This window comes from Corallococcus sp. 4LFB (assembly GCF_046520365.1).
GTDB lineage: Bacteria > Myxococcota > Myxococcia > Myxococcales > Myxococcaceae > Corallococcus > Corallococcus caeni.
This window is the reverse complement of record NZ_JBKGHJ010000292.1, coordinates 1-10,991: the sequence shown is the minus strand read 5'-3', so window position 1 is coordinate 10,991 and position 10,991 is coordinate 1. Positions and strand designations below refer to the sequence as shown.

The following is a 10,991-nucleotide window of genomic DNA, read 5'->3' as shown; positions in this document are numbered from 1 at the left end:
CGGGCGGGAAGCTGACGTCCGGCTACGACCTGGTGGCGCGGGCGCTGGGGCTGGAGCGGCGCGTGCTGCTCGCGGACCTGGTGCTCACGGGCGAGGGCGCTTCGACCGGCAGACGTCCATGGGCAAGGGCCCCGTGGCGCTCGCGAGGCTGGCGCGCGCGCAGGGCACGCACGTGGTGCTCTTCGCGGGCATCGTGCAGCGGGACAACGGCCCCGAGCTGTCCCTCTTCCGCGAAGTGGTGGAGCTGAGCAGTCAGGCCCGCCCCGGTGCCAGCGCGCGGGAGACGCTGCGCGAAGCCACCGCGAAGTGGGCCCTCGCGCGCCTGGGCCGGTAGCCCCCAAGCAACGTCACGGCGGCCGCCAACAGCCCGGCACCGCGAAGCCACGCGGCGTCTCCGTCCGCGCTACGGCTCCAGCGGATCCGTCGTCCTCACCACGCGCATCCCTGCGGCGCGGAAGCCCTCCAGCGACTCCTTCGCCACGCGCGGGAAGTCCAGCGCCGCGGGCAGCGGCTGCAACGGAGGCGCGGGCACGGGGCTCATCGCGTCCTCCAGGATGTGGATGCGCTGGAGCTTCGATTTGTCCGTGCGCTCCAGGTACTGCTGAAGGTCGCGCAGCGTGGACAGCACGCAGTGCGAGCTGGCCTGCCCGAAGACGTACACGCGGTCGAACGACAGGAGGTGCTCCATCAGCCGCGCGTTGAACTCGCCCACGCGCTGCCCCTTCACCTCCGTCACCTCCGGCGCCATCACGGAGTAGTTCTCCGTCAGCGGGTGCTCGCCCTTCAGCTCGAAGTGCGTGGGCGTGTCCCGCACCAGCGCGTGGAAGAGGCTCGCCTCGTACATCGCCGGCACCAGCGCGTGGCTCTGTCCGCCCAGGAGCGCGTGGTACGGCCAGATGGTCAGCACGTACCGGCCGCTCGCCTCCAGCCCCTCGCAGTACGCCAGGCTCTCCTCCGGATGGCGCGTCGCCCTCCAGCGGCCCTCCCGCACGTCCTTCGCGGTGATGACCGTCATGGGCGCGGGCGGGCGCCCTTCCGCGTCCTTCCACCAGGCAGGATGGAAGATTTGAAAGGCCCGGTGCGTGTCCAGCGAGAACACGAGCCCCGTCAGCCGGTCCAGGTGCGTGTACAGCCAGCGCAGCGTGCGCTGCGTGTCCTCCACCGCGCCCGGGACGAAGAGGCTCGCGCCCGGCGTGCAGAAGGCCACCTGCGCGTCGATGCCGAACGCCGCGATGCGGACGGTGTCCTCGCGGGCCGGACGCACTCGGTGCTCGGCCGCGTAGCGGTAGGCCTCCTGGGAGACCTCCGCCACGCGCTCCAGGTAGAGCTGGCCGACGCGTGCGTCGTCGTGGAACCGGGGTGGGGGCAGCGCCATGGCGTCTCTCCAGGCCCGGAGAGAACGCCGCGCCTGTCGCGTCAGCGGCCCTGCGGGAAGTGGCGCCGGGTGAGGGACTCCACCAGCGCCTGCGTGGTGGCAGTGTAGCCGATGCGCTGCTCCTCCGGCGTCAGGCCCTCGAAGCCCACCAGCGACGGCGCGGACGCGGACGCCTCCATCAGCGGGAAGTAGCCCTGCGGCGTCGCCTCCCCCGCCTGCCCCACCAGCCCCAGCGGCCCCGTGCCCGTGCGGCGGCGGAACAGCACGGGCGTGCCCGGCACGCTCTGCTTGCCCTCCGCCAGCTCGTTGCCGAACTTCATCACCGGCGTCGCGCCCGAGCACGACAGCTTGTAGATGGCCGCCACCCGGTCGCGCGTCAGCGCATGGGACATGGTGCGCGCCACGATGTGGCCGCCGTAGCCGTAGAACTGCGTCGTCGGCTCCCAGCCCACCTGCTTGCGCAGCTCCTCGAACTCGCGCGTCATCTGCGCGTCCAGGCCGTCCTCCAGGATGATGACCGGCTTGATGCCCAAGTCGCGCGCGCGCGTCACCGCGTACAGGTACTGGAGCTTCTTGTTCCCGGAGTCGAACCGGATGGAGTCCCCGCCCTGCGGCTCCTCGGAGATGAGCTTGAACGCCGCCGGGATGCCCGACGTCAGCGTGTCGAAGGTGTCCAGCAGGTAGCTGGAGCGCTGCGGCCGGCGCTCGTGCATCGCGCGGAAGGCCGCGTCGTCGGAGCCGTAGCGCTGCACGTGCTCGTGGCCCATCGTGCCCACGGGAATCATCCCCAGCTCGCGCGCGCCCTCCACGTTGCTCGTGCGCTGCACGCCCGCCTCCTGGCACGCGCGCAGGGCCAGCGCGTGCTGCTCCAGGCAGGTCGCCGCGCGCAGGCCCACCTCGAAGATGCGCGAGGGGTCCTCCACGACGTCCACCAGCTCCTTCACCTGCGCCCGCACGCGCTGCAGGTAGGCCTCCGAATCCACCCGGATGGACACGGCCCGCACGCCCACCTGGTCCAGCGTCTCCAGGGCGATGCGCTTCTCCTCCTCGCACGACACCGTGGCCAGCGTGCGCGCCAGCGCCTCGCGGTCCTGCAGCGCCTGCGTGGCCACCTGGACGCGGTAGTTGAGCTGCAACAGCAACGGCTCCAGCCACGACACCAGCGCGGAGGGGCCGGTGAGGGTGAGGATGGGCTCGCGCGGCAGGAACAGCGCGCCCCGCGGAACGGCGCGCACGGACAGCCGCTCCTTGCGCAGGATGGCGGCCTTGAAGCCCACGCCCATCTCGTAGTCGTGCCGGGCGAGGAACGCGTAGTCCTCCGCCCGCGGCTCCGGCAGGAGGCCGCGGACCCAGGCCTCCAGGTCCAGCGGCATCACCTGGGGACCGCCCTTGCGGTGCGAGTAGTAGAACGTTTCCTTCCGCAGGGGCCAGCCGGCCTCCGCCATGCTGAACTTGTAGCCATCCGTGGCGAGCAGGGACTGGGGCATCGGGAAGCGACTCCTTATCGTTGACCCCGAGACTATGCGTGCCTCCCACCCGGCACCTAGGGCCAAGGGTTCCGACGGATGCGGGAAACCACGGGTGGCCTGTCACCCGCCTTTCCTCCTAGAACAGACACATCGCGGTATGCGCCGGATGAGACAGGTCCGGTTAAGCTGTCACGACACACAACGAAGCAAGGTGCCCATGCCCGCAGAGAACGAGACGCAGAAGGTCGAAGCCGTACTGCGCGAACATGCGATGAGCTACCCCGGCGCCCACGAGGACTTTCCCTGGGGCCACCGCGCGATGAAGGTCAATGACAAGACCTTCCTCTTCATGACCGTCGACGCGAGAAGCTGAACCTCTCCGCCAAGCTGCCCGAGTCCAAGGACGCCGCGCTCACGCTGCCCTTCACCGAGCCCACCGAGTACGGCCTGGGCAAGAGCGGCTGGGTGACCGCCCACTTCGACGAGGCCTCGCAGGTGCCGGTGCCCGTCATCAAGGCGTGGATCGACGAGAGCTACCGCGCCATCGCGCCCAGGAAGCTCGTGGATCAGCTCCCCGCCCGGGGCACCGCCGTCCCCGGCCCCGCCGCGAAGCCGTCCAAGGCCGCCGCGGGCAAGAAGGCCTCCACGCGCCGGCCGCGGCCCCGGTGAAGAAGGCCGCCAAGAAGGTCGTGGCCAAGGTGAAGACCGTGGCCAAGAAGGCCGCCGCCCGCGTGAAGACCGTGGCGAAGAAGACCACCAAGAAGGTCGCGAAGACGGCCTCCGCCGCCAAGGCCAAGACGGCGCGCAAGCCCGCCGCTCCGGCCCGTGGCAAGCGCCCCCGCCCCTCCGCGCCCAAGCGCGCCCGCCGCTCTTAAGGCCGCACGCACGACACCGCGCGGAAAGGGGGCCCCGGGCCGCTCCCTTCCGCGCGTCAGGACTTCCAGCAGCGGCTGACTTCCGCCCCGGGTGCCACGGCCCGCCGAGCCCCTGGAGGCCGGAGCCCTGGCCGCGGGAGCCCTGGCCGCGGGAGCCCTGGCCGCGGGAGCCTTGCGACGGGCGGACGGCGCGGACTTCTTCGCCGGCTTCGCCTCCGGCTCCACGAACAGCTTGTCGTAGTCGCGCATGCTGCGGCGGATGACCTCCATGGCCTCCTGCCGGTCGTAGACCTCCGCGATCTCCACGCTGCGCTTTCCCTCACCCGGAATCTGCTTGTAGGTGAGGAAGTAGTGCTTCAGGCGGTCCAGCAGCGGGCGCGGCAGCTGCGCGATGTACTGGAGCTCGCCGTAGACGAGGTCCGACTCCAGCACCGCGATGATCTTGTCGTCGGCCTCGTTGCCGTCGATCATCCGGAAGCCGCCCACGGGCACCGCGTGCACCAGCAGGTTGCCGTTGGAGACGACCTTCTCCGTCAGCACGCAGATGTCGATGGGGTCCCCGTCGCCGTGGATGTCCTTGTGGCCGGTGCGCTCCGCGCAGCGCTTCGCCACCTGCTCTCCGCAGTACGTGCGCGGGATGAAGCCGTAGAGCGTGGGGCACTGGCTGCTGAAGCGCTGGGGCCGGTCCAGCATCAGGATGCCGGACTCCTTGTCCAACTCGTACTTCACGGCGTCCGTGGGGACGATCTCGATGTACGCGGTGACGACTTCAGGAGCTTCCGACCCGGGCGAGATGCCATGCCAGGGATGGGACTGGGACGTGGTCTGGGTGCTCTTCTTCATGGAGTGTCTCCCGAGCGCTGGCGCGCCTCGGCGTACAGGCCGGCCACCGCTGCTTCCAGGCGGCGCGTGAGGGTATCCCGGTCCGCCAGCGTCAGCCCCTGCGTGGGCACCGGCTGGCCCACCACCAGGGCCACCCGCTGGCCCCACTGGATGGCCCGGCCGCCCTTGGGGAGGATGAGCCGCGTGCCGGAGATGGCCATGGGGACGACGGGGACCTGCGCCTGGATGGCGAGCGTGGCGGCGCCCTTCTTGAACGGCCGCAACTCCCCATCCGGGCTGCGGGTGCCTTCCGCGTAGAACAGCACGCTGACCCGCTCGCGCAGCGCCGTCACGGCCTCCTGGAGCCGGGCCCGGTCGTCCGCGCCGCCCGTGCGCTGCACGGGGATGTTGCCCGCCACGCGCATGGCCCGGCCGAACACGGGCACCTTGAACAGCTCCGCCTTGGCGACGTAGCGCGTGTGCTTGTCGATGTGCGCGAAGTTCACCATCGCGTCGAAGTGCGACTGGTGGTTGCTCACGAAGACGACGTTGCCGTCCTTCGGGATGTTCTCCAGGCCGAAGGCTTCGTGCCGCACGCCCGCGGCCGCGAGCGCCGAGCGCCCCCAGGCCTCGAGCACCTTGTCCGCCGCCGGGTGCTGCTTCAACCCGGACAGCACCGTCACCGTCGCGGACGTCAGGCCCGTGAGGCCCACCGCGGCCGAGCCGGCGAACACCGTCTGGAGCACCTTGAGCATCAGACGAACCCGTGCGCGGGGAACAGGAGGACGTCCTCGATGCGCTGGACCCCGAGCAGCAGCATCAGGATTCGGTCGAGCCCCACGGCGATGCCCGCCGAGGGCGGCATGCGGCCCACCGCCTCCAGGAAGCGCTCGTCCAGGGGATACACGGCGCGGCCCAGCTTGCGGCGCAGCTCCTGCTCCTCCACGAGCCGCGCGCGCTGCTCCGCCGCGTCCGTCAACTCGGAGAAGCCGTTCGCCAGCTCCAGCCCCTTCGCGTACAGCTCCACGCGCTCCGCCACGCGGCCGTCTCCGGGCTTCAGCCGGGACAGCGCCGCCATGGACGCGGGGTACTCGATGAGGAAGGTGGGCCGCTCGTGGCCCAGGCCCGTCTCCACCTTCTGCAGGAACAGGTGGAAGAAGACGTCGTCGAAGGACGTCGCGTCGCCGGTGCGCACGCCCGCGCCTTCCGCCGCGCGCTTGAGCGACGCGCCGTCCGCGTGCACGTGGAGGTCCACGCCCGTGGCGCGTAGCACCGCGTCGCGCACCGTCACCCGCTCGTAGGGCGTGCGCGTGAAGAAGGCCGGGTCCGCGCCGGGCTCCCCGTCCTTCGCGTCCGCCGCCGCCCGGCCCGCCTGGGCCAGCGCGCCCTCCAGGTCGTCCATGATGGCGTGGTAGTCCGCGTGCGGCCGGTAGAACTCCAGCAGCGTGAACTCCGGGTTGTGCGTCTGGGACACCTCGCCATTCCGGAAGACCTTGCAGATCTGGAACAGCGGCCCGGCGCCTTGAGCGAGCAGGCGCTTCATCGCGTACTCGGGGCTGGTGTGCAGGTAGAGCGTGCGAGCCCTGCCCAGCTCCGTCTCCGGGACGAAGGGCGTCTCGAAGGGGGAGATGTACGGCTCCATGCCGGGGGTGGGCACGAGCAGCGGCGTCTCCACTTCCAGGTAACCCTGGCCGGCGAAGAACTGACGCAGGGCGGAGTAGAGGCCCTGGCGTCCTCGGGCCGCCCGCCATGGGTTTACGTTGGGCATCGGCAGGTCGGAAGTAACATGGGCGGCCCATGTCCCCAAGGATTCCGTCCCTCCTCGCCGCCGCCGTGTGTTTGCTGAGCGCCTGTCACAAGGCGCCCCCGGTGATGGTCCCCCCTCCCAGCGAGGAAGAGCAACTGACCGGGGAGGTGAACGACCTCTCCGCGGAGGCCGCCCTCCTCCTGGAGGAGCAGCACCGGCTGGTCTGGGACTACTGGACCGAAGGCAAGGCGGTGGACATCGCCGCCACCTACAGCGGCAAGCAGGGCCTCTTCAGCCTGGAGAACCTGCGCCGCATCGACCGGCTCCGGCACCTGACGAAGGACCCGCGCGAGCTGCGCGCCCTCACCGCGCTCCACGGCCACTTCGCCGGTGAGTTCCTGGCGCGCGAGCTGGCCGAGTACAACGACGCGTCCGCCAACCTGGAGGCGTCACTCAAGCTGAGCGTGGACGGGCGCGAGGTGCGCTACCACGACCTGGAGCGGCTGCTCGCCAACGAGAAGAGCGCCCTCAAGCGCAAGGCGCTCTACGCGGCGGCCACGCCCGCGCTCACCCGCCTCAACCAGACGCTCCTGCGCCGCGAGGCGAAGACGGGGGAGCTGGTGAAGCAGATGGGCTTCGAGTCCTACGAGGCCTTCGGCAGCGAGCTGCGGCAAGCGGACCTGGAGCGGCTGGCGCAGCTGGCGGAGGAGGTGCTCCAGGCCACGCAGGAGCCGTACCGCCTGGTGATGGAGCGGCTCGCCCAGCGCGAGCTGGGGCTGCCCTTGGCGCAAATCACGCGCGCGGACATCCCGCGCCTGTTCCGCTCGCGCGAGGTGGAGGACGCGTTCCCCAAGGGCGAGTCGCTGGCGAAGGCGCAGGCCACCGTGGCGGGGCTGGGCATCGACCTGGGCGCGCTGCCCAACGTGAAGGTGGACGCGCGCGACCTGCCGCAGAAGAACCCGCGCCCGCTGGCCATGGCGGTGAAGGTGCCGTCCGACGTGCGGCTGTCCTTCAAGCCCGGCACGGGCGTGCTGCACCAGGGCCGCGTGCTGCACGAGGTGGGGCACCTGCTCCACACGGCCTTCACGCAGGAGGCGCGCTTCGAGCTGGCGCGGCTGGGCACCCCCACCGTGGGCGAGGCGTACTCCGCCCTCTTCGAGGACCTGCTGGAGGACCCGGTGTGGCTGGAGGAGAACGCGGGCGTGCTGGGGGACGCGGACAAGCGCGCCCGGTACCTGGCGACGTCCAGCGCGCACAAGCTGTACCTCATCCGCCACGCGGCGGGCCGGCTGCTCTACCAGCTGGAGCTGCACCGCCGCACGGACGTGGATCGCGCGAGCTGTACCGCGCGCTGATGGCGCGCACCGGCGCCATGCCCATGACGGAGGACGACGTGGCCCGCTACCTGGTGGACCAGGAGGACTTCTACCAGTCCGCCGACAGCTTCCGGGCGTGGTTCCTGGCGGGGCAGCTCCAGGGACAGCTGAAGGCGCGCTTCGGCCCGGCGTGGTGGCACGCCCCGGAGGCGGGCGCGTTCCTCAAGGAGCTCTGGGCCCGGGGCACCGCGCCCTCCGCCCGCGAGCTGACGCAGGCGATTGGCGAGAACGGCCTCGCGCCGGACGTGCTGCTGCTGCGCCTGAGCACCACGCTCCAGGTGCCCATGAAGCTGGACCTGCGCCGGCTGGACGACACGCCCGCGCCGCCCGCGCCCGCGTCACCCGCGACGACGCCCACCTCGGGGCCGCAGCAGCTGCCCCGCGCGCGGCGGCGCCGCTGCCCTCCTAGGCCACAGGCCCCGGAGGGCCCTTCCCGTCCCCGCCGGTTGCACGTAGGGTCCGAAGCCATGGTGTCCGTGAAACAGCTCCGCCCCTTCGCGGAGGCCTCGCTGGAGTCCTTCCGGGCCGCGTCCGGCTCCGTGGCCCTCATCCAGCAGCCGGTGGAGGCCGCCTTCAAGTCCGTGGTGGCCTCCGGCATGACGGGCATGCGCACGGTGGGCATGGCGCACCGCTCGCGCATGGGGGAGCGGCTGCTCGCGATGCTGCGCGACTTCGACAACCTGGAGGTGCACTTCCTCCAGCCGAACCAGGACGGCGAGGAGTTCACCGTGGGCCGCACCGACGCGTGCGACCTGATAGTGCCGGAGCCCTCCGTCTCCCAGCACCACGCCACCCTGCGCTGGAACGCGGGCGCCGGGGACTTCTCCGTGCGCGACGCCCAGTCCATGAACGGCACCTTCATCAACGGCGCGCCCCTGGGCTTCAAGGCCCAGGTGATGCTCCACGACGGCGCCACGCTGGCCTTCGGCGACGTGCAGTTCCTCTACCTGCGCGCGGAGACGCTGCATCAACACCTGCGCCTCGCCGTGCCCGGCACGCCCGCCCCCTGAAACGCGCGAAGGCCCCGCCTCCCACGCTCCGGGAGACAGGGCCCTCACTTCACTTCAAGGTCCGCGCGGGACTACAGCAGCTTCATCAGCTCCGCGCGCTTGGCGTTGTACTCCTCGTCGGAGAGCACGCCCGCGTCCTTCAGCTCCTTGATCTCCTTGAGCCGCTGCGCCGGGCTGCGCGTGTCCGCCGGAGCGGCCGCCTGCGCGGGCTCCGCGGGGCGCTGCTGCTGCTGCTGCTGGTTCTGCTGGTTGGCGAACATCTGCGCCATGCCGAACCCCATGCCCATGCCCATGCCCTGCATGGCGCCGTCGGAGCCGCCACCGCCCTTGGCCATGCCCTCGGACGCGCCGAGCATCGCCTGGCCTTGAGCGTACTGCTGGAAGCCGCCGGCCAGCCGCGAGTACGCGACGTCCTTGGACAGCTTCTTCAGGGTGATTTCGTCCTCGGGCTTGATGCTGACGACGAAGTTGCCCATGCGGACGATGGTGAGGCCGTAGGAGTCCACGTGCGGCTTGAGGCCGGCGAGGATCTCCTGCTCCATCTCCTCCACGTAGGCGCCGCTCGTCACGTCCAGGAGCGGCCACTTCTTCTTCACCAGCAGCTCGGCGGTGCGGTCGCGCGTCACCTTGAGCACCTGGCCCTTGAACCAGCCCAGGAACTCCTCGTTGGAGGCGCGGCCCATGCCGACCAGGCCCACCACCAGCTTCTCCGGCTCCGTCACGCGGATGGAGAAGTCGCCGTACACCATGGTGCCGATGCCCAGGCCCGTCTCCGGGTCGCGCACGTCACCGATGGGGCCGCCGAACTTCACGCCCGTGTGCTCGCGGTTGGAGACGAAGAAGATCTCCGCCATGAACATGTTGCCGCCGGTGAAGCCCTCCAGCAGGCGCGACAGGAACGGGATGTTGTTGGTGTCCAGCGTGTGGCGGCCGGGCCCCAGCTTCCCCTCCACCTTGCCGTCCTTGACGAACAGCGCCACCTCATCCGCGTCCACGGTGAGCTGCGTCTTCATCCGGACGTTCTTCTCCGGATACTTGTAGACGATCTCACCCTTCGCGCTGTCCGCGCGGGCGATGAAGTTCCGCTGCGCCTCGCCCTTGATGCTGTCGAAGATCCCCATGTCTGTTTCAGCGCCTCCGTGGCCGCCTGGGCGGCAGGTCTTCAAAGCTTCGTATCCCCAACCCCTAAATGCGGGGCCGCCAGCGCGAAAGCGCCACCGCGCTTCCCCCGGCATCCTCCCCTGGAACATACCAGCTTCACGGGCGCCTGCCCGTCCGGCCGGCTCCCTGGCAGTCCACTCTCCAACCCGCCAGTGACTCAACCCCAGCGGCTGACCAGACGTTCCCGGTCCAGCAGCCGGATGCTGGCCCACAGGAGGACGAAGTCCAGCACCAGCACGACGGCCCCCTGGATGGCGTAGTAGCCCAGGCCCGCCTTGAGCACGCCCGCCACCTGCCCGCCCACCAGTCCCACCAGCGGCAGCACCACCAGCGCGGACAGCTGCTGCGCCATGCGCGCCTCGCTCACCCGGGCGGAGATGAGCACCGCGACGCCGTTGCCGAAGAAGGCGAACAGCGGCGCGAGCACGAACACGCCGAAGCCCCACAGCGCGTTGGGCATCAGCGGCGCGCCCACCAGCGGCCACGCCACCCAGTCCACGCCCACGCAGAACAGGGCGAAGGCGAACCAGGTCATCATCACCGCGGGCACCAGCGCGGCCAGGCTCTTGCCCGCCACCAGCTCCGCCGCGGACACGGGCGACGCGAGCAGCGGCTCCAGCGTGCGCCGCTCCTTCTCCCCCGCCACGCTCTGGGACGCGATGAGGATGGGGATGAAGACGGGCATCACCAGGAACATGCCGAACCAGTCCGTGAGCGACTTGTCGATGAGGAAGCGCGCCGCGCTCGCGCCCAGGGGCAGCGTGGGGTCGTAGAAGAGGGCCACCGTGCGCAGGTCGGAGTGGTCCGGCTGCCGCACGTACGTCCACACCACGCCAATGGGCACCGTCACCATCACCAGCGGCAGCACCGCCATGGACAGCAGCAGGCCCACGTTCTTGCGCAGGTCCAGCGAGTCCTTCCAGAACACCGCCAACGCGCGTCGCGGCCGGAAGGCCATGCTCACGTCTCCTCTTCCCGAAGCAGGTCCAGGTACACCTCTTCCAGCGGCCGCTGCGCGGGCACCACGCTGTGCACGCGCGCGCCCGCGCCCACCAGGCACGCCACCACGTCCGGCGCCTGCGCCTCGTCCGCCACCATCACCCGCAGGCGGCCGCCCTCCACCAGCACGTTGGGCGTGAACGGCAGCGCCGCCAGC

The 10,991-nt window shown here is 70.8% G+C and carries 10 protein-coding genes and 2 pseudogenes; 4 read left to right on the top strand and 8 right to left on the bottom strand.

The genetic code is table 11. The features are described 5' to 3' along the window. On the top strand, window positions 1–334 hold a 334-nt coding region (locus ACLEQD_RS26980), incomplete at its 5' end, for a glycerate kinase (RefSeq protein WP_410387820.1). Between the two features lie 69 nt (window positions 335–403). On the opposite strand, the gene ACLEQD_RS26975 is transcribed toward ACLEQD_RS26980, so the two are convergent. Next, a complete protein-coding gene (locus ACLEQD_RS26975) occupies window positions 404–1,375 on the bottom strand; it encodes a nicotinamidase (RefSeq protein WP_410387819.1) in 972 nt (323 codons plus the stop codon). Window positions 1,376–1,416: 41 nt separating this feature from the next. Beyond that, window positions 1,417–2,862 carry a nicotinate phosphoribosyltransferase gene (locus ACLEQD_RS26970; RefSeq protein ID WP_410387818.1) on the bottom strand — a complete coding sequence of 482 codons (1,446 nt, stop codon included), beginning with the start codon at window positions 2,860–2,862 and terminating at the stop codon, window positions 1,417–1,419. 199 nt (window positions 2,863–3,061) lie between these two features. Between ACLEQD_RS26970 and ACLEQD_RS26965 the strand changes: the two genes are divergently transcribed. Next, window positions 3,062–3,217, top strand: a complete 156-nt coding sequence (locus ACLEQD_RS26965) for a hypothetical protein (protein ID WP_410387817.1) — start codon at window positions 3,062–3,064, stop codon at window positions 3,215–3,217. Between the two features lie 738 nt (window positions 3,218–3,955). Here ACLEQD_RS26965 and ACLEQD_RS26960 read toward each other — a convergent pair. The 3 genes and pseudogenes from ACLEQD_RS26960 to epmA form a co-directional block, all read right to left on the bottom strand. After that, a pseudogene (locus ACLEQD_RS26960) lies at window positions 3,956–4,562 on the bottom strand (inorganic pyrophosphatase); the annotation flags it as partial. After that, the gene (locus ACLEQD_RS26955; protein ID WP_410387816.1) at window positions 4,559–5,296 is read right to left on the bottom strand and encodes a lysophospholipid acyltransferase family protein; all 738 of its coding nucleotides are present in this window, start codon (window positions 5,294–5,296) and stop codon (window positions 4,559–4,561) included. The pseudogene ACLEQD_RS26960 and the gene ACLEQD_RS26955, both read right to left, overlap by 4 nt. Beyond that, window positions 5,296–6,309 (bottom strand): EF-P lysine aminoacylase EpmA, encoded by a 1,014-nt coding sequence (epmA, locus tag ACLEQD_RS26950; protein WP_410387815.1) that lies wholly within the window; start codon window positions 6,307–6,309, stop codon window positions 5,296–5,298. Before epmA ends, ACLEQD_RS26955 begins: the two co-directional genes overlap by 1 nt. 104 nt (window positions 6,310–6,413) lie before the next feature. Between epmA and ACLEQD_RS26945 the strand changes: the two genes are divergently transcribed. Both ACLEQD_RS26945 and ACLEQD_RS26940 read left to right on the top strand, forming a co-directional pair. Continuing rightward, window positions 6,414–7,643 carry a hypothetical protein gene (locus tag ACLEQD_RS26945; protein WP_410387814.1) on the top strand — a complete coding sequence of 410 codons (1,230 nt, stop codon included), beginning with the start codon at window positions 6,414–6,416 and terminating at the stop codon, window positions 7,641–7,643. Between the two features lie 488 nt (window positions 7,644–8,131). Further along, window positions 8,132–8,674 (top strand): FHA domain-containing protein, encoded by a 543-nt coding sequence (locus ACLEQD_RS26940; RefSeq protein ID WP_410387821.1) that lies wholly within the window; start codon window positions 8,132–8,134, stop codon window positions 8,672–8,674. A 71-nt stretch (window positions 8,675–8,745) separates the two neighbouring features. On the opposite strand, the gene ACLEQD_RS26935 is transcribed toward ACLEQD_RS26940, so the two are convergent. The 3 genes and pseudogenes from ACLEQD_RS26935 to ACLEQD_RS26925 all read right to left on the bottom strand — a co-directional run. After that, entirely contained in the window at window positions 8,746–9,795 is a 1,050-nt protein-coding gene (locus ACLEQD_RS26935) for an SPFH domain-containing protein (protein ID WP_410387813.1), read from the bottom strand. Window positions 9,796–9,992: 197 nt separating this feature from the next. After that, a complete protein-coding gene (locus ACLEQD_RS26930) occupies window positions 9,993–10,793 on the bottom strand; it encodes an ABC transporter permease subunit (protein WP_410387812.1) in 801 nt (266 codons plus the stop codon). Window positions 10,794–10,795: 2 nt separating this feature from the next. Further along, window positions 10,796–10,991 (bottom strand): annotated as a pseudogene (locus tag ACLEQD_RS26925) (ABC transporter ATP-binding protein); the annotation flags it as partial.

Coding starts and splice junctions, on each gene's coding strand:
- ACLEQD_RS26930 (WP_410387812.1), bottom strand. CDS start 10,793: ATGGCCTTCCGGCCGCGACGCGCGTTGGCGGTGTTCTGGAAGGACTCG.
- ACLEQD_RS26935 (WP_410387813.1), bottom strand. CDS start 9,795: ATGGGGATCTTCGACAGCATCAAGGGCGAGGCGCAGCGGAACTTCATC.
- ACLEQD_RS26940 (WP_410387821.1), top strand. CDS start 8,132: ATGGTGTCCGTGAAACAGCTCCGCCCCTTCGCGGAGGCCTCGCTGGAG.
- ACLEQD_RS26945 (WP_410387814.1), top strand. CDS start 6,414: ATGGTCCCCCCTCCCAGCGAGGAAGAGCAACTGACCGGGGAGGTGAAC.
- ACLEQD_RS26965 (WP_410387817.1), top strand. CDS start 3,062: ATGCCCGCAGAGAACGAGACGCAGAAGGTCGAAGCCGTACTGCGCGAA.
- epmA (WP_410387815.1), bottom strand. CDS start 6,309: ATGCCCAACGTAAACCCATGGCGGGCGGCCCGAGGACGCCAGGGCCTC.
- ACLEQD_RS26955 (WP_410387816.1), bottom strand. CDS start 5,296: ATGCTCAAGGTGCTCCAGACGGTGTTCGCCGGCTCGGCCGCGGTGGGC.
- ACLEQD_RS26975 (WP_410387819.1), bottom strand. CDS start 1,375: ATGGCGCTGCCCCCACCCCGGTTCCACGACGACGCACGCGTCGGCCAG.
- ACLEQD_RS26970 (WP_410387818.1), bottom strand. CDS start 2,862: ATGCCCCAGTCCCTGCTCGCCACGGATGGCTACAAGTTCAGCATGGCG.